Source organism: Mycobacterium sp. E1747 (genome assembly GCF_001667775.1).
Taxonomy (GTDB): Bacteria; Actinomycetota; Actinomycetes; order Mycobacteriales; family Mycobacteriaceae; genus Mycobacterium.
This window is the reverse complement of sequence record NZ_LZJI01000157.1, coordinates 26,349-48,159: the sequence shown is the minus strand read 5'-3', so window position 1 is coordinate 48,159 and position 21,811 is coordinate 26,349. Positions and strand designations below refer to the sequence as shown.

Annotated in this window: 21 protein-coding genes, 4 pseudogenes and 1 riboswitch; of the genes and pseudogenes, 15 read left to right on the top strand and 10 right to left on the bottom strand. The window is 69.4% G+C overall.

What is annotated here, in order from left to right:
• Positions 1 to 4: 4 nt before the first annotated feature.
• Complete coding sequence (locus A5695_RS15165) at positions 5 to 790, top strand: DUF2867 domain-containing protein (protein WP_068083354.1); 786 nt, start codon at positions 5 to 7, stop codon at positions 788 to 790.
• Positions 791 to 1,017: 227 nt separating this feature from the next.
• Here the strand turns inward: A5695_RS15165 and A5695_RS30305 are convergent.
• The 7 genes and pseudogenes from A5695_RS30305 to A5695_RS15135 all read right to left on the bottom strand — a co-directional run.
• A pseudogene (locus A5695_RS30305) lies at positions 1,018 to 1,113 on the bottom strand (crotonase); the annotation flags it as partial.
• Positions 1,110 to 1,345 (bottom strand): annotated as a pseudogene (locus A5695_RS27665) (LLM class F420-dependent oxidoreductase); the annotation flags it as partial. The pseudogenes A5695_RS27665 and A5695_RS30305, both read right to left, overlap by 4 nt.
• A 10-nt stretch (positions 1,346 to 1,355) precedes the next feature.
• On the bottom strand, positions 1,356 to 1,982 hold the full coding sequence (locus A5695_RS15155) for an LON peptidase substrate-binding domain-containing protein (RefSeq protein WP_068083348.1): 627 nt from the start codon (positions 1,980 to 1,982) through the stop codon (positions 1,356 to 1,358).
• The gene (locus tag A5695_RS15150) at positions 1,982 to 3,112 is read right to left on the bottom strand and encodes a glutamate--cysteine ligase (protein WP_068083345.1); all 1,131 of its coding nucleotides are present in this window, start codon (positions 3,110 to 3,112) and stop codon (positions 1,982 to 1,984) included. The genes A5695_RS15155 and A5695_RS15150 overlap by 1 nt, the downstream gene beginning before the upstream one ends.
• Positions 3,102 to 3,821, bottom strand: coding sequence for a superoxide dismutase family protein (locus A5695_RS15145; protein WP_068083342.1), 720 nt, complete (start codon positions 3,819 to 3,821; stop codon positions 3,102 to 3,104). Before A5695_RS15145 ends, A5695_RS15150 begins: the two co-directional genes overlap by 11 nt.
• 24 nt (positions 3,822 to 3,845) lie before the next feature.
• Entirely contained in the window at positions 3,846 to 4,322 is a 477-nt protein-coding gene (locus tag A5695_RS15140) for a LytR C-terminal domain-containing protein (protein ID WP_068083338.1), read from the bottom strand.
• Positions 4,323 to 4,340: 18 nt separating this feature from the next.
• Entirely contained in the window at positions 4,341 to 4,649 is a 309-nt protein-coding gene (locus A5695_RS15135) for a DUF3263 domain-containing protein (protein WP_007167558.1), read from the bottom strand.
• A gap of 200 nt (positions 4,650 to 4,849) precedes the next feature.
• Here A5695_RS15135 and A5695_RS15130 point away from each other — a divergent pair, with 200 nt between their 5' ends.
• From A5695_RS15130 to A5695_RS15110, 5 genes are all read left to right on the top strand, one after another.
• Positions 4,850 to 5,443: a peptide deformylase gene (locus A5695_RS15130; RefSeq protein ID WP_068083335.1), complete on the top strand. Its 594-nt coding sequence runs from the start codon at positions 4,850 to 4,852 to the stop codon at positions 5,441 to 5,443.
• On the top strand, positions 5,443 to 6,219 hold the full coding sequence (locus A5695_RS15125) for a GCN5 family acetyltransferase (RefSeq protein WP_068083333.1): 777 nt from the start codon (positions 5,443 to 5,445) through the stop codon (positions 6,217 to 6,219). Before A5695_RS15130 ends, A5695_RS15125 begins: the two co-directional genes overlap by 1 nt.
• 2 nt (positions 6,220 to 6,221) lie before the next feature.
• Positions 6,222 to 7,136 carry an exodeoxyribonuclease III gene (locus A5695_RS15120; protein WP_156749665.1) on the top strand — a complete coding sequence of 305 codons (915 nt, stop codon included), beginning with the start codon at positions 6,222 to 6,224 and terminating at the stop codon, positions 7,134 to 7,136.
• Between the two features lie 215 nt (positions 7,137 to 7,351).
• Positions 7,352 to 7,810, top strand: a complete 459-nt coding sequence (locus A5695_RS15115; protein ID WP_068083329.1) for a hypothetical protein — start codon at positions 7,352 to 7,354, stop codon at positions 7,808 to 7,810.
• A 51-nt stretch (positions 7,811 to 7,861) separates the two neighbouring features.
• Positions 7,862 to 12,262, top strand: a complete 4,401-nt coding sequence (locus A5695_RS15110; RefSeq protein ID WP_156749664.1) for a cation-translocating P-type ATPase — start codon at positions 7,862 to 7,864, stop codon at positions 12,260 to 12,262.
• Here A5695_RS15110 and A5695_RS30045 read toward each other — a convergent pair.
• A pseudogene (locus A5695_RS30045) lies at positions 12,228 to 12,305 on the bottom strand (hypothetical protein); the annotation flags it as partial. The gene A5695_RS15110 and the pseudogene A5695_RS30045 sit on opposite strands and share 35 nt — an antisense overlap.
• Positions 12,306 to 12,368: 63 nt before the next feature.
• On the opposite strand from A5695_RS30045, the gene A5695_RS15105 reads away from it, so the two are divergent.
• Entirely contained in the window at positions 12,369 to 12,644 is a 276-nt protein-coding gene (locus A5695_RS15105; protein WP_156749670.1) for a hypothetical protein, read from the top strand.
• A gap of 52 nt (positions 12,645 to 12,696) precedes the next feature.
• Here the strand turns inward: A5695_RS15105 and A5695_RS15100 are convergent, their stop codons facing one another.
• Positions 12,697 to 13,053: an STAS domain-containing protein gene (locus A5695_RS15100; RefSeq protein ID WP_068083319.1), complete on the bottom strand. Its 357-nt coding sequence runs from the start codon at positions 13,051 to 13,053 to the stop codon at positions 12,697 to 12,699.
• A gap of 102 nt (positions 13,054 to 13,155) precedes the next feature.
• Complete coding sequence (locus A5695_RS15095) at positions 13,156 to 13,806, bottom strand: PAS and ANTAR domain-containing protein (RefSeq protein WP_231974849.1); 651 nt, start codon at positions 13,804 to 13,806, stop codon at positions 13,156 to 13,158.
• 158 nt (positions 13,807 to 13,964) lie between these two features.
• Positions 13,965 to 14,075, top strand: a riboswitch (TPP riboswitch).
• Between A5695_RS15095 and thiC the strand changes: the two genes are divergently transcribed.
• From thiC to A5695_RS15055, 8 genes and pseudogenes are all read left to right on the top strand, one after another.
• Positions 14,066 to 15,697 carry a phosphomethylpyrimidine synthase ThiC gene (gene thiC, locus A5695_RS15090; RefSeq protein WP_068083316.1) on the top strand — a complete coding sequence of 544 codons (1,632 nt, stop codon included), beginning with the start codon at positions 14,066 to 14,068 and terminating at the stop codon, positions 15,695 to 15,697. Its footprint overlaps the riboswitch before it by 10 nt.
• Positions 15,694 to 16,533: a bifunctional hydroxymethylpyrimidine kinase/phosphomethylpyrimidine kinase gene (gene thiD / locus A5695_RS15085; RefSeq protein WP_068083312.1), complete on the top strand. Its 840-nt coding sequence runs from the start codon at positions 15,694 to 15,696 to the stop codon at positions 16,531 to 16,533. The genes thiC and thiD overlap by 4 nt, the downstream gene beginning before the upstream one ends.
• On the top strand, positions 16,530 to 17,153 hold the full coding sequence (locus tag A5695_RS15080; protein WP_068083309.1) for an alpha/beta family hydrolase: 624 nt from the start codon (positions 16,530 to 16,532) through the stop codon (positions 17,151 to 17,153). The genes thiD and A5695_RS15080 overlap by 4 nt, the downstream gene beginning before the upstream one ends.
• 32 nt (positions 17,154 to 17,185) lie before the next feature.
• A complete protein-coding gene (locus tag A5695_RS15075) occupies positions 17,186 to 17,620 on the top strand; it encodes a MarR family winged helix-turn-helix transcriptional regulator (RefSeq protein WP_068083306.1) in 435 nt (144 codons plus the stop codon).
• A gap of 19 nt (positions 17,621 to 17,639) precedes the next feature.
• Positions 17,640 to 18,509, top strand: coding sequence for an LLM class F420-dependent oxidoreductase (locus A5695_RS15070; RefSeq protein ID WP_068083303.1), 870 nt, complete (start codon positions 17,640 to 17,642; stop codon positions 18,507 to 18,509).
• Positions 18,510 to 18,700: 191 nt separating this feature from the next.
• A complete protein-coding gene (locus A5695_RS15065) occupies positions 18,701 to 19,813 on the top strand; it encodes a HoxN/HupN/NixA family nickel/cobalt transporter (protein WP_068083466.1) in 1,113 nt (370 codons plus the stop codon).
• A 5-nt stretch (positions 19,814 to 19,818) separates the two neighbouring features.
• Positions 19,819 to 20,598, top strand: a pseudogene (locus A5695_RS15060) (HAD-IIA family hydrolase); the annotation flags it as partial.
• 83 nt (positions 20,599 to 20,681) lie between these two features.
• Positions 20,682 to 21,794: a class 1 fructose-bisphosphatase gene (locus A5695_RS15055; RefSeq protein ID WP_231974844.1), complete on the top strand. Its 1,113-nt coding sequence runs from the start codon at positions 20,682 to 20,684 to the stop codon at positions 21,792 to 21,794.
• Positions 21,795 to 21,811: the final 17 nt, after the last annotated feature.

Sequence of the window (21,811 nt, the reverse complement as noted above, 5' to 3'; positions counted from 1 at the left end):
CTATATGGAACGATTACCCTATATCGATGAGCATGCCATAACCGTCGACGCGGGGCGCGCGGACACGTGGTCCGCGCTGCTGCGGGTGATGTGCCGGGACTCCGCCGACCCGTCGACCGTGCCATCCGGCTTCACCCTGGACGAGGCGCGGGCCCCGGACCGGTTCGCGCTGACGGGCCGGCATCCATTCGCGGTGTACCGGTGGGTGTTCGAATTGGAGCCCGTAGCCGGCGACCGCACCCGCGTGCGCTCGGCGACCTGGGCCGCCTTCCCGGGCGTGCACGGCAAGGTCTACCGGGGGCTGGTCATCGGCACCGGCGGGCACCGCGTCGCCGTCCGGTGGGCGCTGCACCGGATCGCGCGGGCCGCCGAACAGGCCGACTACACCGATGTCTTCGAAGTGCCACTCCCGCAGGGGGATTCGCGTAGCGCCGAGGAGACGTTCCGCGACGGCGTCGGGCGGGGATCGGGCGGCGGCGCCATCTTGTGGATCCACCGCCACGTCCTGGGGTTTGACCTCGGGCCGGTGTCGTCGCCGGATCACCTCATCGGCTGGACCATCGTGCGGTCGGATCACGACGAGCTGGTGCTGAGGGCGCGCGGGCCGCTCATGCGCGGCGAGCTGACGCTGCGACGCCGCGACAATCGGCGCGCCACCCTCACCACCCGCGTGCGCTATTGCCGCAGGCTCAGGGCGCGGGCCGTCTGGGCGGTCGTCGGCCCGCTGCATCGGGTGGTGGCGCCGAGGCTGATGGCACGCGCGGCGGTGTGGCAGCCTATAGCGGCATGACCGAGCATCCGGCCGCGCTGGGAGCGCGGCCCGGTGGTGGGAGGTCTCCGGAATGTGTTGCGACCGCGCCTGAGTTCCGGCGTGCGCCCACGCATTTGGGTCTGCGCATAGGTTTCGCCGGATTCTCACGGCTGGCCAGGCGGCTCCCACTCGCGGGACAGCCGCGCGGTGAAGGACGGCGGCCGCCGCTCGAGGAACGCGGCGACCCCTTCGCGCGCGTCGGCGCTGCCCATCTCGGCGGTGTACGCGTTGAGCCGTTCGGGGCGATTGAGCGTGAGCACCGCCACGCCGCTGTCGACGTCCACGGTGAGGTCGGGGTTCATCGCAGCGCCGGGCCGCGGTGCAGCGCGCCGATCAGGTCCGCAATGTCCGCGGCCGCCGGCGGGCAGCCTGGGAAATAGCAGCACTCCTCGGCTGCCTGCTCGCCGAACCGGGCGGCGATCTGCCGCGCGCATTCCTCGGGGTGCCGACGATTCCGATCCGGGCCACCATCTCGTCGGTGATCAACCGGCGCATCTCGGGGAAACGGCCTTGCTTGGACAGGGCGTTGAGGTCCCCTGTCGAACTATTCGGAAAGCTGGAACTCCACCACCTCAGCGAGCGCCTCGACCGCCTCGCGCAGCGCCGCCAGGCGCTCGCCGGCCGACGGCGCCGACAGCACCGTGTAGAGGTCGGCCGAGCCGATGGGGAGGCGCGAGGCCAACGCGTACAGGCGTTGTCCCGAGTCGGTGGCCGGGCCCTGCCCCAGCAGTACCGCGCGGTCCGGCAGCGTCACGCCGCGCGCGTCGGCGATCCGCTCGAACAGGGCCATCACCTTGTCCTCGACCTCGACCAGCTGGGCGGGCGTGACCGGCGCGCTCGGTTGGTCGGGCCACCGGGTCACGCTCGCCCGCGGGTACGGATCATCGGGCAACCATTCGGTCACCCGGATCCGCTCCCCGGTCCGGCACCGCAGGGAATACCGGCCGGCGCCGTGGTCGACGCATTCGGTGATCGCAGCCAACACCCCGACGTCGCAACGCGCGTCCCCGCCGCCGACCTCGCGTCCCCGCGAGATCAGCACCACGCCGAACGGGTCACCGGTGTCCAGGCAATGCCGGACCAGCGCGCCGTAGCGCGGCTCGAAAATCCGCAACGGCAGGTCCTGGTCGGGCAGCACCGCCGACTCCAGCGGGAACATCGCCAGCTCCATCAGATCTCCAGCTCGGCAACCAGCGCGTCGACCACCGCCCGCAGGTCGCCGTCGTGTTCCTCGGCCACCCGGCGCTGCCGTTGATAAGAGGCGCCCAGCCTGGGGATCTCGGCCACCGCGGCAAGCTCGTCGACGCAGTTCAACGATTTCGCCACGGGCTCAAGCCGATTCAGCACGTCGTCGAGGTCCTCGGTGACGAGCCGCTCGTTGCTGTCGGCGTCCTGGATGATGATGGCGTCCAGCCCGTAGCGGGCGGCGCGCCACTTGTTCTCCTGGTTGTGCCACGGCGGCATGGTCGGCAGCGTCTCGTCGGCTTCCAGCCTGCGGTCCAGGTCCACCACCAGGCAGTGCGTCAGCGCCACCAACGCGCCCAGCTCGCGCAGGTTGGACACGCCGTCGCAGATCCGTACCTCCACGGTGCCCAGGTGCGGCGAAGGCCGGATGTCCCAACGGACTTCGTCGACGTGATCGATGATGCCGGTCTTCTTCTGGTCGTAGACGAACCCCTCGAACTCCGACCAGGTCTGGAACTGAAACGGCAGGCCGGCGGTCGGCAACTGCTGGAACATCATCGCGCGGTTGCTGGCGTACCCGGTGTCCACGCCGCTCCACCACGGTGAGGACGCCGAGAGCGCCAACAGGTGCGGGTAGTACTTGAGCAGGGACGTCATGATCGGCATCACCTTGTGCGCCGAGGAGATTCCGACGTGCACGTGCACGCCCCAGATCAACATCTGCCGGCCCCACCACTGCGTGCGCTTGATCAGTTCGGCGTAGCGGGGCGCGTCGGTGAGCTTCTGGGTGGACCACTGCGCGAACGGGTGCGCGCCGGCGCTGAAGAACTCCATGCCCCGGTCGCGGACGATTCGCTGCGCCGGGGCGAGGGTTTCGCGCAGATCCTCCATCGCCTCGGGGGCGGATCTGCAGACACCGCTGACGACCTCGACCGTGTTGCGCAGCAACTCCTTGTGTACGCGCGGGTTTTCACCGATTTCGGCGATCACCGCGGTCGCCTCGTTGCTCAGGTCGCGGGTCTGCGCGTCGACGAGCGCGAACTCCCACTCCACGCCGAGGGTCGGCCTCGGTGACCGGGCGAAATCGATGCGCGCCTGGGCCCGGTTAACCGGCACCGATCACACCGCACGCGACCCGCTTGCCGGCGTCACCGGTGCTCATCGTCATCTGGTCGGGGCCCGGGGTGCCATTGGCCTGGTTGTAGCGCTCGGAGGGGATGTTGGCGAAGTTGTCGGCGCCGGCGTGGATGATGATCGCCGTCTTCTGGCCGCTGAGCAGGTCGTCCATGGCAAAGGCGTCCGTCGTGGTCATCAGCATCCCGGACCCGTCCTTGCGCACCTGAAGCGAGGTCAGGTCACCACTGGCGGGTTCGGCGGCGTGTCCGGGCGCCTGGAAGTGCCCGCCGGCGGACAGGAAATCGCCCGGCGCGCCGCCGGTCGGGGCGACGGAGTTGGGCTCGCACTTGCCGACCTTGTGGATGTGCACCCCGTGGAAGCCGGGCGAGAGCACGCCGTTGGCGGTCGTCTCGATGGTGACCGTGGCGTAGCCGTTGTTGAACTGGAACGTGGCTGTGGCGACCTGGGTACCGTCGGGCGCCTTCAGGTGGGTGACGACGCTCGGCCCCGACGGCGCGGTGACGGCCCCGCCCTCCGGCGTCCCGGTTCCCGCCGGTGCCGGCGAACCGGTCCACACCGCCGGTGTGGTGCCCGGGGACGTGGAGGCGTGCTGCGGCGACGAGCACGCGCCGAGCAGGGCGACCGAAGTTGCTGCGGCGAGCGCGGAAACGGTGACGGCGGCGGTGCGGTAACCAGCGATCGAAGGCATAGCGGAAGCCTAGCCGCTGACGGGTCAGCCCGTAACGAGGACGATCACCCCGGGCGGTTGCCCGCTCAGGGCCGGGATGCGGACTTCGACCGGGGCGCCCAGGATTTTGCCGACCGCGTCGGCGGTGGCGTGCTCGTCGTCGGCGTCGGTGTAATACACCGTGGTGGCCGCGACGTCGGGCACGGTCAGGTTGTCGACTTTGGTGACATTGAAACCGCCGGCCGTCAGCTGATCCTTGGTGCGGGAGGCGACGCCCTCTTTGGTCGAGATGTTGTACACCTGCACCTCGGACCGGTTGCCCGCGGGCTTAGGGCTCGTCGGCGTGGCAGAGGTGCTGGTGGCGGAAGACGTGGAGACCGCCGACGCCGAGTCGTCGTCGGAGCTGCCGGACGACCCCAGCGCCTGCCAGCCGAGCAGCAGGAAAATGACGCCTAAGAACAACAGCACCATCACCATCGCCCGCAGGGGCAGCCCCGTGGAGTCGGGGACTCGCTCTTTCATCGAGCCCACTGTAGCGAGTCAGGTCACCTCGAAGCCGAGCCGCCGCGCCGCCCGCGCCTTCTGCCGGCTGGCACGCAGCCGGCGCAACCGCTTCACCAGCATCGGGTCGGCGGCCAGCGCCTCCGGCCGGTCGACGAGCGCGTTGAGCACCTGGTAGTAGCGCGTCGCCGACATCGAGAACAATTCTTTGATCGCTTCTTCTTTTACGCCCGCGAATTTCCACCACTGACGTTCGAAGGCGAGGATGTCGTGTTCGCGGCGGGTGAGGCCATCTGCGATCTCGGCATCGTCCCCCGATCGATTTGCCCGCGCCATGGCGCTGTCCATATAGCTTCCCCTGGACCCTTCCGGCGATTCTCGGCTGCTGTAGATGACTTGACTTACCTGAGGGCGTGTTTCGGCGAATATTGAACCACGGCGCAAACCCTCAAGCCGTGATCCAGACCCGCGAGTCGGCCGATTGGCTCAGATTGCCCGAGAACATGGCCGGCGTCTGCCCGGACGGGCGTGCGGTAGCTTAGCCGACCATGGCAGTCGTACCGATCCGGATCGTGGGGGATCCGGTCTTGCACACCCCGACGCAGCCGGTGCCCGTCGGCGCCGACGGCTCGCTGCCGGCGGACCTGGCGGAGCTGGTCGCCAACATGTACGAAACCATGGACGCTGCGCACGGAGTCGGCCTGGCCGCCAACCAGATCGGCGTCGGCTTGCGCGTCTTCGTCTACGACTGCGCCGACGACCGGGGCCGCACCGACCGGCGCCGCGGCGTGGTCGTCAACCCGGTGCTGGAGACCTCCGAGATACCGGAGACCATGCCCGACCCGGACAACGACGACGAGGGCTGCCTCTCGGTCCCCGGCGAGTCGTTTCCCACCGGCCGCGCCACCTGGGCGCGGGTCACCGGCCTCGACGCCGACGGCAACCCGGTCGAGATCGAGGGCACCGGCCTGTTCGCGCGCATGCTGCAGCACGAGACCGGGCACCTGGATGGCTTCCTCTATCTGGACCGGCTGATCGGTCGCCACGCCCGCAGCGCCAAGCGCGCCGTCAAGGCGCACGGCTGGGGCGTGCCCGGGCTGTCGTGGCTGCCGGGCGAGGGGCCGGACCCCTTCGGTCACTGATGTTCTCGTGGCCGGAATTGGGCACGCGGGTGACGTTGCGCTACCGGCGGCCCCCCGGCTCGGTCCCGCCCCTGACCGACGCGGTGGGACACCTGCTGGCGGTCGACCCGGTGGTGCGGGTCCGGACCAAGACGGGCGCGGTCGCCGAAGTGTTGCCCCACGACGTGGTCGCGCTTCGGGTGCTGACCGACGCACCCGTGCGCACCTCCGAAATCCGGGCGCTCGAGCATGCGGCCGCCGCGGCGTCCCCCGGCGCGGACCAGGCGTGGCTCGAGGGCTGGCTGCTGCGGGCCGGACATGGAGTCGATTTCGCTGTGCCGCTGGATGTTTCGGCCCGGGCGGGCACCATCGCGGCGATCGTCGACTGGTATGAGCGCCGCGGCCGCACGCCGCGGCTGGCGATTCCCGATCGCTTGTTGCCGCTGCCGTCGGGGCTGAGCGCCGAACGCACGGAACGCGTTATGGTGCGCGACGTCTCGGCCTCGTCGCCGGCGGCAGCCGACCCGGACGCCGAGGCGCTCGCGCGCGCGGCCGTGACCGACGCGCCCGACGGCACGCGCTGGGTGGGTCTGTCGGCGGCCGGGCACCACCCCCCAACCGCGGGTGCGTGTGAAGCGCTCATCGCCCGCGCCGCGGCGCGCGGTGCGACTCGCGCCTATCTGGTTGTCGCGGGCGACGGCACCGGCCTGCTGCCGCTCGCCGACGCGCTGGGCTTCCGGGCGCACCACAGCCGCCGCTACTTCCCGGCCCGCTCCCCGGCCTGGGATACCGTCTAGCCATGCTTGATGGCGGCGACCCGCAGCGCCCGGCTTCACCGCGCTCGCGATCGCCGCTTCCTGATGGCGGCGACCCGCAGCGCCCGGCTTCGCCGCGCTCGCGATCGCCGCTTCGGCTGGCCACCTGGAACGTGAACTCGATTCGCAGCCGCCTGCCCCGCGTCCTCGACTGGCTGGCCCGCGCCGACGTCGACGTGCTGGCCATGCAGGAGACCAAGTGTTCCGACAGCCAATTTCCCGCCCTGCCGTTTTTCGAGCTCGGCTACGAGGTGGCGCACGTCGGCTTCAATCAATGGAACGGCGTCGCGATCGCCTCACGCGTGGGCCTCGACGACGTGCAGATCGGCTTCGACGGCCAGCCCAGCTGGAGCAGCAAGCCGGAGCTGGCCGCGACGGCCGAGGCCCGCGCGCTGGGCGCCACCTGCGGCGGTATCCGGGTCTGGAGCCTGTATGTGCCCAACGGCCGCGCGCTGGGCGATCCGCACTACACCTACAAGCTGGAATGGCTTGCCGCGCTGCGTGATACGGCGGCCGGCTGGCTGCGCCACGACCCCACCGCGCAGATCGCCCTCTCCGGCGACTGGAACATCGCCCCGACCGACGACGACGTCTGGAGCACCGATTTCTACGCCGGCGCCACCCACGTCTCCGAGCCGGAGCGCCGGGCTTTTGGCGCCATCGTCGACGCCCAATTCACCGACGTGGTAAGGCCTTTCGCGCCCGGGCCGGGTGTGTACACCTACTGGGACTACACCCAGCTGCGATTCCCGAAACGGCAAGGCATGCGCATCGATTTCATCCTCGCGTCACCGGAGTTGGCGGCCCGCGTGATCGGCGCCGAGATCGTCCGCGAGGAGCGCAAGGGCAAGGCCGCCAGCGATCACGCACCGGTGCAAATCGACGTAAGGCAAGGCTAGAAATGCGTTCGCCTCGTCGCACCCCGCCTCTAACCAGGTTAAGCTCAGGCAAATTAAATGCCACCGCTCGTTGTCTGCGCGTTTGCAAGGTGGCAGGCTTTGATTTTGTTAGAAGTGTCAAACAGTGTTTTTTTGCTGTTAACGATGCGTTCAGCGGGGTATAGCTCAGCGGTGACGCGCGTTCGCGGCAAGGGCAGGAAAGCCAAGGAGTCATAATGAGTGTCATCGGCGGGGCAGTCCGAGGGGTGGGTCAAGCGGTGAATCGCGCGGCAAGCGCGACCACCGCGGCCGCGGGCGCCGTGGGTGGCGCGGCGGTGAACGGAGTCATCGGCGGCGTCACCGGGGCCGCCGACGGCGTCAAAAAGGGAATGAGCAGCGGCAGCCACTCGACGCCCGCGGCCGCGGTGGCCATCGGCGCGCTGGGCGTCGCAGGGCTGGTCGAGTGGCCGGTGCTGCTGGCGGTCGGCGGCGGCGCCCTATTGCTGCAACGGCTGAGCCACCGCAACGGGTCTTCCGCTCCGTCGAAGGCCAGCCTCAAGGCCGTGCCCGCGGAACCGGCGGAGCAGAAGCCGGCGCCGCGGAAATCCGCGCCGCAGAAGGCGGCGGGCAAGTCGACGGCCAAGAAGGCCACCGGGCGCCGGGCCGGCGGCACCGCGCTGCGTAGCACCAACTAACGGGACTGCCCGAAGCCGCTTTTGAGCATTGCGACCGCGATACAACGATCTATGCCGTTGCGCGCCGTCGCGACGAGTATCCAGGCCACCACCTCGCTCGTCGAGGCCGGGATCACCATCGCGGCGATTCCGCTGCGCGAGGGCGCCCGGGCGATCGCGGGCGAGCTGCCCCAGGGGAGCGGCCCGGCACCACCACTGAGCCGACGGTGCTGGCGCAGCGCCGAACGCGCCTGGATCGAGGTGCGGGGGCTAGACGGCGCTTCGGGTGACGAACGCGGGCGCTCGGTGCTTGACGCGCTGCTGGCCCATCCCGGCGTCTCCTCCGCCGGCCTGAACTACCCGTTGTCGCGGGTGGTGGTCGCCATCGCCGACGCGGACACCTCGCTGCGCGACCTGTGCCGCATCGTCGATGCCGCCGAGAAACGTTGCGCGCCGAACGAAGCCGCCCGACCGCTGGCGCCCCCGACCAGCCTGCCGGGCGACGGCGTGGTGCTGGCAACCCGGGCCGCTACCGCTGCCGCCAGCGCGGCCGGGCTCGGCATCGCGCTGACCGGCCGCGCGCTGCGCTGGCCGCGGATGCCCATCGGTGTCCTGGCGGGCGTGGTCGCCGTCGACTACCAACCGTGGCTGCGCCGCCTGCTCGAGGACCGCATCGGGCGGCCCGCGACCGACACCGTGCTGACCCTGGCCGTTACGGCCGCGGAAACCGTTACCCAGTCCCCCGCCTCGTTGTCCGTGGGCCTGCTGATGCAGTCGCTGAAGGCCGCCGAATGCCGCGCGGAGGCGCGCGCCTGGGTCCGCCACGAACCGCAGCTGGCCGGCCACGCCGACCATCCGCGCGCTGACCCGTCGGCGGCGGCCAAGCCGCCACGCGGCCGGCCGAACGACCGCCACGCCGACCGGTTCGCGCTCGTCCAGGCCGTCGGCGCCGGGATCGTCGGCGCCACCACCGGCAACCTCAACCAGGCGGCCCTGGCCGTCCTGGTGACCACGCCCGCAGCCAACCGCACCACGCCGGAGGCCTTCGCCGCGGCGCTGGGCCGCGGGCTGGCCGACCGGCACGCGGTCCTGTCGCTGCGCCCGGAGGCGCTGCGCCGCCTGGACCGCGTCGACGCGATCGTCATCGATCCCCGGGTGCTGTGCACCAAGAGCTTGCGGGTGTCGCTGATTCGCGGCGCCTCCGAAGCCGAGCTGCCCGCCGCGTGGTCGCGCGCCCAGCTGATGCTGGAGAAGAATCGGTTACGCCCGGGCTGGCATCCGGTGCCCGCGATAGCGCCCCGCAAGGCGAACACGCAAGTCGAGGCGCTGTTCTGCTTCACGCACGATCCGCTGGCTTCGGCCGTCGTCGCAGAGGCGCACCGGACGGGATCGGAATTGGTGTCGGTCGAGGACGATTCGCTGGGCGAACTGCGGCCCGCGTTCGACGAGATCAGGCCGCTGGGGCGGGGTTCCATCGACGACGCGCTGGCCAGCGCCGTGGCGGACCTGCAGGAGGCGGGCCGCACCGTCGCTGTGCTGTCATCGCCTGGGGCGCAAGCGATTTGGTCGTCGGACGTGGCGCTTGGCATGATGCCCGAGGCCGGCGACGGTCCCCCGCCCTGGTACGCCGACCTTTTGCTGCCCGACCTGGGGGCGGCCTGGCGCGTGCTGCACGCGCTGCCGGCGGCTCGGGCCGCCGCCCAACGCGGCGTCGCGATCTCGGCCGGCGCAACGGCGATGGGCTCGCTGCTGATGATTCCCGGTGTCCGCGGCATCGGGCGCGGGCCGGTGACCAGCGGCGCGGCGGCTGGTGCGCTGTCGGGATACCTGTTGGCGCGCGGCGTCATCGGGGCGGACACCCCCCGCCCGGCGCCCGTCCATGAGTGGCATGCGATGGCCGTCGAGCAGGTCCGTCGGGCGCTGCCGGCGCCCGACTTCCAGCCGGCCGGCGACCCGAGGCGCCTGGCGCTGGCCGCGGTGGGCGCACCGCAGCCCGAGACGCGCGCACACGCCTTCCTGCAGTTCGTGGCCGCCGTCCGCGCCGAGCTGACCGACCCGCTGACCCCGGTGCTGGCGCTCGGCTCGGCGGCCAGCGCGGTGCTCGGCTCGCCGGTCGACGCCGTGCTGGTCTTCTCGGTGCTGGCCGGGAACTCCATGCTGGCGGCCAGCCAACGGCTCCGCGCCGAAAACCGGTTGAATCATCTGCTGGCACAACAGATCCCGCCGGCCCGCAAGGTGCTCTCCGACGCAGACGGGGAGCGGGTGTACGCCGACGTCATCGCGGCGCAACTACAGCCCGGCGACGTCATCGAGGTCCGCACCCACGAGGTGGTGCCCGCCGACGCCCGGATCATCGAGGAGATCGACGTCGAGGTCGACGAGTCGACGCTGACCGGCGAGTCGCTGTCGGTGGAAAAACAGATGGAGCCGACGCCGGGTGCCGCGCTCGCCGAACGCCGCTGCATGCTGTACGCGGGGACGACCGTGGTGGCGGGCACCGCGGTCGCGGTGGTGACCGCGGTCGGGGCCGACACCCAGGAGCGCCGCGCCGCCGAGTTGGTATCCGGCGACCTCTCGTCGGACATCGGCCTGCAGCACCAGCTCAGCCAGCTCACCAACCGCGCCTTCCCGGTCAGCATGACCGGCGGCGCACTGGTCAGCGCGCTCGCGCTGGTACGGGGCTCGGTCCTACGCCAGGCGGTGGCCAGCGGGATCGCCATCGCCGTCGCGGCGGTGCCGGAGGGCATGCCGTTGGTGGCGACCCTGGCGCAGGCGGCGTCGGCGCGGCGGCTCACCAAGTTCGGTGCGCTGGTGCGCGTCCCACGTTCGGTGGAGGCGCTCGGCCGCATCGACGTGGTCTGCTTCGACAAGACCGGGACACTCAGCCAGAACCGGCTGCGAGTGGCCGAAGTTGTGGCGGTACAAGGCACTTCACGCGAGGAGGTGTTGCACTGCGCCGCCCACGCCGCGCCGCCGTCCAACGGCGGCCCGCACGCGCACGCCACCGATGTCGCGATCGTCGAGGCCGCCGCGTCCGTCAACGGCCACGGCTCGAGCGCACCCGTCGCGCACCTGCCGTTCCGGTCCGGCCGGTCGTTCTCTGCCTCCGTGACGGACACCGAGCTGGCCATCAAGGGCGCCCCCGAGGTAGTGCTGGCCGCCTGCGCGGACGTGAGCCCGGACTTGGAGGAGACGGTCGCCCGGATGGCCGGCCGCGGCCTGCGCGTGATCGCGGTGGCGCGACGGCAGCTGAATCCCGCTCAGGCCCAAGCCATTCGGCACGAACCCGACGACATCGCCGACTTCGCCCGCGACGGCCTGACGCTGACCGGGTTCCTGGGCCTGTCCGACACCCCGCGCGCCGAGGCGGCGAACCTGCTCGCGGATCTGCGCCGGCTTTCGGTGGGTGTCAAGCTGATCACCGGCGACCACCCGATCACTGCCAAGGCGATCGCCGAGGAGCTCGGGCTGAGCGTGACCGCCGAGCAGGTGATCAGCGGCGCCGAATGGGATGCGTTGTCGCGCAAGGATCAAGAACGCGTCGTGACCGAGCGGGTGATCTTCGCCCGGATGACACCCGAGAACAAGGTCCAGGTCGTTCAGACCCTCGAGAACGCGGGTGTGCGCACCGCGATGGTCGGAGACGGGGCCAACGACGCCGCCGCCATCCGCGCCGCCACGGTCGGGATCGGCGTCGTCGCCGGCGGCAGCGACCCGGCGCACATGGCCGCCGACGTGGTGCTGGTGGACGCCCGCATCGAGGGCCTGCTGCACGCCATCCAAGAGGGACGCCAACTCTGGCAACGCGTGCAGGCCGCGGTGTCCGTGCTGCTCGGCGGCAACGCCGGCGAGGTGTTGTTCGCCATCATCGGCAGCGCGATCACCGGGACCTCACCGCTGAACACGCGGCAGCTGCTCTTGGTGAACATGATGACCGACGCACTGCCGGCCGCGGCCCTGGCAGTGAGCAAGCCCAGCGGCCCGGTCGACCCGGGCATCCGGGGCCCGGATCAGCCCGCGTTGTGGCGTGCCGTCGCCATCCGCGGGGTCACCACGGGCGTCGCGACGACGGCGGCGTGGGCGATGGCGAGCGTCACCGGCCGCCCGCAGCGCGCGTCCACGGTGGCGCTGGTCGCCCTGGTGGGTGCCGAGCTGGGTCAAACGCTGCTGGATTCACACGCCCCGCTGGTGGTGTTCACCGCGGTGGGGTCGCTGGCCGCGATGGGAACGCTGATCAGCATCCCCGTGGTCAGCCAACTGCTGGGATGCACACCGCTGGGTCCCGTCGGCTGGGCGCAGGGTCTGGGATCCGCCGCCGCGGCGACCGCGGCGATCGGGATTGCGAATCGTGCGCTGACGGATCCGGACAAATCTGCCGCGGCCCCCGCTGAGGTGGGTGAACCTCTACCACCCCGGCCCGCCACAGCAGCGCATAGAGTTCCTGTAACGGCACCTTCAGCACCCGAGCAATAGAGGAAACTAGCGGATCGCCCCCGGCGTCAGTCATCGTCGACATAGGCCCGACGGTGGTCGCCGCACCCGGCGAGGCGGCAAACCCTTCGTTACTGAAAGGCAAATGATGGCGGAAAAGAAGTCGCGCAGGGGGACGTCGCAGCGCGAGGCGGTAGAAAAGATCCGCCACGGCGAGACGTTCCTCGTCAACCTTCCGGTTGTCGGCCAGATGGAGATTCCGCGGCCGGAGCAATTGGCCTATTTCGGGGGGCTGGCCGCCCTAGCGGCGTTCGAACTCATCGACTGGCCGGTCGCCGTGGTCATCGCGGCCGGACACTTCCTGGCGGCCAACCACCACAACAAGCTCCTGGAGGAGCTCGGCGAGGCGATGGAGGAGGCCTAACCGGTCGGCCCCAAAGCGACCGCAGCCGCCAGATCGGCCGGCGGCGCCGGGTTCATTGCTGTCGCTTGTGTTGCAGCGCCGCGGACAGCGTGGGGTAGATGTCGACGACGCGGTCCAGCTCGGTCACCTGGATCGGGCGAAGCACGTGGTCGTGGTCGGCGACCAGCCGGACCGACGTACCCGCTTCCTTCCCGGCGTAGTGACATTCGAGCATCGCGTTCAGCGCGGCGCTTCCGAAGAAGTCGACCGCTTGCAGGTCAACGACGACCAGCCGAGCCGGATGCGTCTCGGCCAGCTTGAGCGCGGCGTTCAGGTGAGCGGTGACCTCGTCGACGGTGCTGGAGTCGACGCTGCCCTTGACGCGCACCAATATCGCATCGTCGAGGGCCTCGTGTTCCACCGCCAACACCGTTCCGTGCCTTTCGCCGCCGGTCCGGACGCGGCGCGCACCGCTCGCAGTGTCTAGGAACACTGACTGTTTGCGGGCTGCCGCGTTCGCGTATTTTGCTGGTTACCCAGAGGACTCGTCGGATATCCGTTCGTGCACTGTCAGCAGCACGTGATCAAACTGACTCTGCAGCGCGGATGTGGCGCCGTCCGACGTGGTCACCTCGGCGAGTAGTTGCCGGGCCAGCGCCCGAAGCTTCACATTGGTCTCCTGCGACCGCCACTGCAGCACGCGAAAGGCCTGCTCGGCATTGACCCGATACACGTACATCAGCACGCCCTTCGCCTGCTCGATCGCCGCGCGGCTTTCCAACAGATCGGGCAGCGCCTCGTCGAGCACCTCCTGCCGGGTTTCGTCCAAGGTGTTGGTGAGGTCGATGTAGTACCCGGCTGTGCCGACCACGGCGCCCGACTCGTCGTGCATGCGGTCGGCCACCACGATCGCGTCGTGCACGTTGCCGGCTGTGTCGAGGAACCGGTGCCGGCTGGAGAACGACTCCGCGGACTCGAGGGCGTAGTCGAGCACCTCCTGGACGTGCCGACGGTCGTCGGGGTGCTTGTGCGATAACAGCAATTTCGTCGTCGGCTCGACGGTTCCCGGTTCGTAGCCGTGCATCCTGGCGACCTCGTCGGACCACTCCCAGCGCTCGCCGATGAACCAGAACCGGAAGGCGCCGACGTTGAGATAGCGGGCGACCGCCTCAACCGGGCTCAACTGTTGGCCGCGGGCACCGGCGGGTATCGACCCGTCGGGCTCCCCTTGTTCGTACACGTCTGCATTTTTCCATTCAGCGGAAACACCGGGCTACCCCGGCAGGTTGGCCGCCCACCTGCCGAGTGGCCCGGGGTGGGGGTAACGTCGCTTGCGGAAACATCCGAATACGCGGGAGCGCACGTCGAATGCGCTGAGAGGACGGCTTGCGGCCGTCGACCGTACGAACCTGACCGGGTAATGCCGGCGTAGGGAGATGAGAATGACCACCACTATCGAGCCGTCCGTAACCACCGGACCCATCGCGGGCAGCAGCAAGGTCTACCGCGAACTGGACGGCGGCGCGCGCGTGCCGTTCCGGCGCGTGCACCTGTCCACCGGGGATCACTTCGACCTCTACGACACCTCCGGTCCCTACACCGACCCGGACGCGGTGATCGACGTGACGGCCGGGCTGCCGCCGCGGCCCGGGGTGGTCCGCGACCGCGGCACCCAGTTGCAGCGCGCCCGGGCCGGCGAAATCACCGCCGAGATGGCATACATCGCCGCCCGCGAGGACATGCCCGCCGAGCTGGTGCGCGACGAGGTCGCCCGGGGCCGCGCGGTGATCCCGGCCAACCACAACCACCCCGAGAGCGAGCCGATGATCATCGGCAAGGCCTTCGCGGTGAAGGTGAACGCCAACATCGGCAACTCCGCGGTGACGTCGTCGATCGCCGAGGAGGTCGACAAGATGGTGTGGGCCAGCCGCTGGGGCGCGGACACCATCATGGACCTGTCCACCGGCAAGAACATCCACGAGACCCGCGAGTGGATCCTGCGCAACTCCCCCGTCCCGGTCGGCACCGTGCCGATCTACCAGGCGCTGGAGAAGGTCAAGGGCGACCCGACCGAGCTGACGTGGGAGATCTACCGCGACACCGTGATCGAACAGTGCGAGCAGGGCGTGGACTACATGACCGTGCACGCCGGCGTGCTGCTGCGGTACGTGCCGCTGACCGCCAAACGGGTCACCGGAATCGTGTCCCGCGGCGGCTCGATCATGGCGGCCTGGTGCCTGGCCCATCATCGGGAATCGTTCCTCTACACCAACTTCGAGGAGCTGTGCGACATCTTCGCCCGTTACGACGTCACCTTCTCCCTCGGTGACGGACTGCGGCCGGGCTCGATCGCCGACGCCAACGACGCCGCGCAGTTCGCCGAGCTGCGCACCCTGGGCGAGCTGACCAAGATCGCCAAAGCCCATGGCGCGCAGGTGATGATCGAGGGCCCGGGGCACGTCCCGATGCACAAGATCGTCGAGAACGTGCGGCTGGAAGAGGAGCTGTGCGAGGAGGCCCCGTTCTACACGCTGGGGCCGCTGGCCACCGACATCGCGCCGGCGTATGACCACATCACGTCGGCGATCGGCGCGGCGATCATCGCGCAGGCCGGCACCGCGATGCTGTGCTACGTGACCCCCAAGGAACACCTGGGGCTGCCGGACCGCAAGGACGTCAAGGACGGCGTGATCGCGTACAAGATCGCCGCCCACTCCGCCGACCTGGCCAAGGGTCATCCGCGGGCCCAGGAGCGCGACGACGCGTTGAGCACGGCACGTTTCGAGTTCCGCTGGAACGACCAGTTCGCGCTGTCGTTGGACCCCGACACCGCAAGGGAATTCCACGACGAGACGCTGCCGGCCGAGCCCGCCAAGACGGCGCACTTCTGTTCGATGTGCGGGCCCAAGTTCTGCTCGATGCGGATCACCGCCGACGTTCGGGCCTACGCCGCCGAGCACGGGCTCGACAGCGAGGAGGCGATCGAGGCGGTCATGAACGAGGGCATGGCCGAGAAGTCACGCGAGTTCGCCGAGCACGGCAACCGGGTGTATCTGCCGATCACGCAGCCTTGAGTTCGTCGGTTCCGACGCTGCCACTCCCGCCGCCGGGCACGACCCCGCTGCGCGTGCTGTCCGTCGCCGGGTCCGACTCGGGGGGCGGCGCCGGGATTCAGGCCGACATGCGCACGATGGCGCTGCTGGGCGTGCACGCCTGCATCGCCGTCTCCGCGGTCACCGTGCAGAACACCGTGGGCGTCAAGGGTTTTCACGAGGTGCCCGACGACGTCGTGGCCGCGCAGATCGAAGCGGTGGTCACCGACATCGGCGTCCAGGCCGCCAAGACCGGGATGCTGGCCTCGTCGGGCATCATCGCCGCGGTGGCCGCCACCTGGCGGGGGCTGGCATCGACGGTGCCGCTCGTCGTCGATCCGGTGTGTGCGTCCATGCACGGCGACGCGCTACTCGAGGCGTCAGCCCTGGATTCGCTTCGTGGCCAACTGTTTCCGTTGGCCACGCTGGTGACGCCGAACCTCGACGAGGTGCGGCTGCTGGTGGGCATCGACGTCGTGGACGTGGGGTCCCAGCGCGAAGCGGCCAAGGCGCTGCACGCGCTGGGGCCGCGGTGGGCGCTGGTCAAGGGCGGCCACCTGCGGTCGTCGGATCGCAGTTGCGACCTGCTCTACGACGGTGCGTCCTGGTACGAGTTCGATGCCGAGCGGCTGCCCGGCGGCAACGACCACGGCGGTGGCGACACGCTGGCCACCGCGATCGCCTGCGCTCTGGCGCACGGCTACACCGTCCCCGACGCGGTCGGCTTCGGGAAGCGGTGGGTCACCGAGTGCCTGCGCGCCTCCTATCCGCTGGGCCACGGGCACGGCCCCGTCTCACCCTTGTTCAGGCTCCTGTGAACCTGGATCAGATCGCCGGTGTGGCGCACGAACCCGCTCGGCCGCCCGCCGGGGTGGTGGTATTAACCCACGGCGCCGGCGGCAACCGGGATTCGCCTCTGCTGCAACAGGTTTGCGACGAGTGGGCGCGGCGCGGCTGGCTCGCCGTCCGATACAACCTGCCCTACCGGCGGCGTCGGCCCAGCGGGCCGCCGTCCGGCTCGGCGGCCACCGACCGCGCCGGAATCGTCGAGGCGATCACGGTGTGCCGCGGCCTCGCCGACGGCCCGCTGATCGCCGGCGGGCACTCCTACGGCGGCCGGCAGACGTCCATGGTGGTGGCAGCCCGCGAAGCGCCGGTGGACATGCTCACCCTCTTCTCGTATCCGGTTCATCCGCCGGGGAAGCCGGAGCGCGCCCGCACCGAGCACCTGCCCGACATCCGGGTGCCGACCGTGTTCACGCACGGCACGTCGGACCCCTTCGGCACGCCCGACGAGTTGCGCGCCGCCGCCGCGCTGGTCACCGGCACCACAGCCGTCGTCGAGATCGCCGGGGCCCGACACGATCTGCGGTCCAAGACGCTCAACGTGGCGGCGCTGGCGGTCGACGCCGCCCTGCAGTTGCTCGGGAGAAATTAGACAGCCTGGACTGTTCAGTTTAGACTGGCGGTGTGGACGGCATCACCGAGTCCGCGGCTGCGGCCGCCCGCGACCTGCGGGTGCTGTTCAGCCGGCTGCGGCGTCAGTTGAGGGACCTCGCCACCGACGACGACCTGACCCCATCGCAGACCGCGGTGCTGAACCGGCTCTGGAAAGAGGGGGCCTCATCGGCGAGTGTCCTGGCTTCGGCCGAAGGGGTGCGTCCACAATCCATGGCCACGATAGTGGCCGCCCTCGAGCAGCGGGGGCTCATCGAGCGCACGCCCGACCCGGAAGACGGCCGTCGGCAACTGATTTCGTTGACGGCGGCGGGCCGGCGACGCGCCGAGAGCAATCGACAGGTCCGTGAGGAGTGGCTGGCGTGCGCCATCCACGAGCGGTATTCGGAACGCGAGCGTCGCGTCATCCTCGATGCGCTGGCGCTGCTCGAGCGCTTGACCGAGTAATGAAAGGGCAAGGGCTGCAATGGAACTAGGAGTGCACTTCATCGATTTTCTGCCCGGCGACCCGGCGGCGCTGGGTCCGACGTTGGCCGATGCGGCAAAGGCCGCCGAACAAGGCGGCGCAACGCTGTTCACACTGGCCGACCACTTCTTTCAGATGGAAGCCATGGGACGCGCGGAGGACCCGTTCCTCGAGGGCTACACATCGCTGGGCTTTCTGGCCGGACAGACGACCAAGATCGACCTGAGCCTGCTGGTCACGGGCGTCACCTACCGCTATCCGGGATTGCTGGCCAAGGCGGTCACCACATTGGACGTGCTGTCGCAGGGTCGCTCGGCGCTGGGGCTCGGCGCGGCCTGGTACGACCGTGAACACGTCGCCCTCGGCTTCCCCTATCCGCCCGTCAGCCAGCGCTTCGAAATGCTCGAGGAGACGCTGCAGATCTGCCTTCAGATGTGGAGCGAGAACGACGGCCCCTACCGGGGCAAGCACTACCAGTTGGCCGAGACGATCTGTGAGCCGCAACCAATTCGCCGCCCGCCGATCCTGATCGGCGGTGACGGCGAGAAGAAGACGCTACGACTGGTCGCGCAGTACGCCGACATCTGGAACAGCACGGTGACCGAGCCCGACCAGCTCAAGCACAAGATCGAGGTGCTGAACCGGCACTGCGACACCGTCGGCCGCGACCGGGCCGAAATCCGAAAGACCGTGGGCCTCTTCGTCAATCCGTTCGATGACCTCGACGGGTACTTCGGGACGGTGGAGGCCTTCGCCGAACTGGGCGTCGAGCTGGTCAACGCCGGCCCCTTCCCCGGCAACCCCGATCCCGTGGGCTTCATCCGCCGCCTCGGCGACGAGGTGATCCCCCGGCTCGCCGAAATCGGTTGACGGAACGGCCGGCACCGGCGCGCGGACTTCACGGAAGGCCGGAACGCCGCGCCGCGCGGTCGATGTACAAATCGGTTGATGGTTCGGCCGTAAAACCACGCGGCGATTCCTGCGAATCGCCTGCAACAAGTTCCACATCGGCGCTAGCTTTCGCATGACCGGGTTGTAAGCCGCACCGAAGGAGCCGCTTGGTGGTTGGTGGTGTCGGTGAATGTGGCTACCCGGTGCGCCTTGCGTCGCGCTTCGGTTTGACGCGGCCGGAGTGGCGGCGTGTTTGCGCGATGCTGGCGCTGATCGCCGCGTTGCACCTCATCGGCTGGATCACCGTGCTGCTGATCGTCGACCCTGCGCGCATCACCGTGGGCGGCAAGGCGTTTGGCGTGGGTGTTGGCGTTACGGCATACGCTTTGGGTCTGCGGCACGCTTTCGACGCCGACCACATCGCCGCCATCGACAACACCACCCGCAAGCTCATGAGCGAGGGGCAGCGCCCGCTGGCCGTCGGGTTCTTCTTTTCCCTGGGCCACTCCACAGTGGTGTTCGGGCTCGCGCTGCTGCTGGCGGTCGGCGCGAAGGCCATCGTCGGGCCGGTCGAAAACCATTCCTCGGCGCTTCATCACTACGGCACCCTGATCGGGACCGCCATCTCCGGCGCGTTCCTCTATCTGATCGCCATCCTCAATCTGATGGTGCTGGCCGGACTCCTGCGGGCGTTTCTGCGGTTACGGCACGGCGGATTCGACGACGCCGAGCTGGAACGGCAACTCGCCAACCGCGGGTTTCTCAACCGCATCCTGGGCCGCTGCACGCAGTCCATCTCCAGGTCCTGGCACATGTACCCGATCGGATTGTTGTTCGGCCTGGGATTCGACACCGCCACCGAGGTCGCCCTGCTGGTGTTAGCCGGCACCAGCGCCGCCGCGGGGCTGCCGTGGTACGCCATTCTGTGCCTGCCCGTGTTGTTCGCCGCCGGCATGTGCCTGCTGGACACCATCGACGGCTCGTTCATGAACTTCGTCTACGGCTGGGCCTTCTCCAATCCGATCCGCAAGATCTACTACAACATCACGATCACCGGGTTGTCGGTCGCGGTCGCGCTGCTGATCGGCAGCATCGAACTGCTCGACCTGTTTGCAGGCCAACTCCAGTGGCACGGCCCCTTCTGGGACTGGCTTGGCGACATCGACCTGAACACCGTCGGCTTCCTCGTCGTTGGCATCGTCATGCTCACCTGGATGGTCGCGCTCCTCGTGTGGCGTTATGGCCGCGTCGAACAGAAATGGCCATCACTGCAGCAGCGGTGACGACCATGGCCTCACTGGCAACGTTGCACGACTGCCTGCTGCTCGACCTCGACGGCACGTTATTTCGCGGAACACGTGCCGTCGACGGCGCCGCTGAAGCGCTTTCCATGGCGACATCCCGCAATCTCTATTTGACGAACAACGCCTCACGCAGCGCGGCCGAGGTCGCACACCACCTGCGCGAGTTGGGCTTTGACGCGCGCCCGGATGACGTCGTCACCAGCGGCCGATGCGCGGCGCTGCTGCTGCGGGCCGAATTGCCGCCCGCCTCCCCGGTGCTGGTCGTGGGCTCGGCCGCATTGGCGGCCGAGGTCTATGACGTTGGCCTGAAGCCCGTCCGGCGGTGGAGCGACGGCCCGGTCGCAGTGTTGCAGGGGTTCTCGCCAGACGTCGGCTGGCGCGAACTGGCCGAGGCGGCGCTGGCGATCGGCGCCGGGACACCATGGACGGCGACCAATCCCGACCTCACGTTGCCGTCCGAATGCGGCCTCGTGCCCGGAAACGGTGCCCTGGTGGCCGCGCTGCACGCAGCGACCGGGGCGCAGCCACGGGTGGTCGGCAAGCCGCACGGTGTCATCTTCCAGGAGGCGCTGTCGCGCGGCGACTTCCGACGGCCACTGGTGATCGGTGATCGGCTGGACACGGACATCGCCGGGGCGAACCACGCCGGGCTGCCCAGCCTGTTGGTGCTCACCGGGGTGACCACCACGGCCGACGCGATCCGTGCGCAGCCGGCGCAGCGGCCGACGTACATCGCCACGGACCTGCGCGCAATCCATCACGACGACCACGCGAATCTCCGCTATGACCGGCAACCCCCAGCCGACCACCCGATAGGGGGATGAAGCGACGGCGCACGGACCCGACGATGTCGGTAGGTATTCTGCTGCCCGCCGGAGGCCCCCTGATGCTGACCCGCCACACCACACTCGTCAAGTTTCTCATCGAGGAGCGTCGCCGCCACCCGGACGCCAGTGGCGAACTGAACTCGCTGATCCTCGATGTCGCGCTGGCATGCAAGGCCATCTCGACGCGGGTGGCCGAGGGCGAGCTCGGCGGCGTTCTCGGTGCCGCCGATGCGGTCAACGTGCAGGGCGAGGTGCAACAGAAACTCGACGTGCTGGCCAACGACTACTTCCTGCGCACCAACGAATGGGGAGGCCAGGTGGCCGGAATGGCCTCCGAGGAACTGGCCGAGCCCTATCTCCTGCCGCCGCAATACCCCCGCGGCAAGTACTTGCTGGTTTTCGATCCGCTCGACGGCTCGTCGAACATCGACGTCAATGTTTCCGTGGGAAGCATCTTTTCGATTCTGCGCGCCGCCAACCCGGGCGAAGACCCGGCGCCCGAAGACTTCCTGCAGCCCGGTTCGCAACAGGTCTGCGCCGGTTACGCCATCTATGGTCCATCCACGATGCTGGTACTGACCGTCGGCACCGGTGTACACGCCTTCACCCTGGACCCGGCGCTCGGGGAATTCGTGCTCACTCGACCGTCGATCCAAATCCCCACGTGCACCAACGAATTCGCGATCAACGCCTCCAACCGGCGGTTCTGGGAACCGGCGGTGCAGCGCTACATCGACGAATGCCTGGCGGGCCGGACGGGTCCTCGCGGCAAGGACTTCAACATGCGCTGGGTCGCCTCACTGGTGGCCGAGACACATCGCATCCTGGGCCGCGGCGGGGTGTTCCTTTACCCGCGCGACGGCAAGGACCCGGAGAAGCCGGGCCGACTGCGGCTGCTGTACGAGGCCAGTCCGATCGCCTTCTTGATCGAGCAGGCCGGCGGCGCGGCCAGCACCGGTCGCGGACGCCTGCTGGATGCCGTCCCGACCAGCCTCCATCAGCGCGTGCCACTGATATTCGGTGCGGCCGACGAGGTCGAGCTGATCGAGGACTACCACCGCAAGGACTACGTAAGACCTTCCTCGTCCCCGTTGTATGGCATCCGAGGCCTGTACCGCGTCGGTATCGGCTGACTCACCCACCCTTCCTG

Bases quoted from the DNA above. Each gene is read 5' to 3' on its own strand.
- A5695_RS15165 (WP_068083354.1), top strand. From the start codon at position 5: ATGGAACGATTACCCTATATCGATGAGCATGCCATAACCGTCGACGCG.
- A5695_RS15155 (WP_068083348.1), bottom strand. From the start codon at position 1,982: ATGGAGCTGGCGATGTTCCCGCTGGAGTCGGCGGTGCTGCCCGACCAG.
- A5695_RS15145 (WP_068083342.1), bottom strand. From the start codon at position 3,821: ATGCCTTCGATCGCTGGTTACCGCACCGCCGCCGTCACCGTTTCCGCG.
- A5695_RS15140 (WP_068083338.1), bottom strand. From the start codon at position 4,322: ATGAAAGAGCGAGTCCCCGACTCCACGGGGCTGCCCCTGCGGGCGATG.
- A5695_RS15135 (WP_007167558.1), bottom strand. From the start codon at position 4,649: ATGGACAGCGCCATGGCGCGGGCAAATCGATCGGGGGACGATGCCGAG.
- A5695_RS15130 (WP_068083335.1), top strand. From the start codon at position 4,850: ATGGCAGTCGTACCGATCCGGATCGTGGGGGATCCGGTCTTGCACACC.
- A5695_RS15125 (WP_068083333.1), top strand. From the start codon at position 5,443: ATGTTCTCGTGGCCGGAATTGGGCACGCGGGTGACGTTGCGCTACCGG.
- A5695_RS15120 (WP_156749665.1), top strand. From the start codon at position 6,222: ATGCTTGATGGCGGCGACCCGCAGCGCCCGGCTTCACCGCGCTCGCGA.
- A5695_RS15115 (WP_068083329.1), top strand. From the start codon at position 7,352: ATGAGTGTCATCGGCGGGGCAGTCCGAGGGGTGGGTCAAGCGGTGAAT.
- A5695_RS15110 (WP_156749664.1), top strand. From the start codon at position 7,862: ATGCCGTTGCGCGCCGTCGCGACGAGTATCCAGGCCACCACCTCGCTC.
- A5695_RS15105 (WP_156749670.1), top strand. From the start codon at position 12,369: ATGGCGGAAAAGAAGTCGCGCAGGGGGACGTCGCAGCGCGAGGCGGTA.
- thiC (WP_068083316.1), top strand. From the start codon at position 14,066: ATGACCACCACTATCGAGCCGTCCGTAACCACCGGACCCATCGCGGGC.
- A5695_RS15070 (WP_068083303.1), top strand. From the start codon at position 17,640: ATGGAACTAGGAGTGCACTTCATCGATTTTCTGCCCGGCGACCCGGCG.
- A5695_RS15055 (WP_231974844.1), top strand. From the start codon at position 20,682: ATGTCGGTAGGTATTCTGCTGCCCGCCGGAGGCCCCCTGATGCTGACC.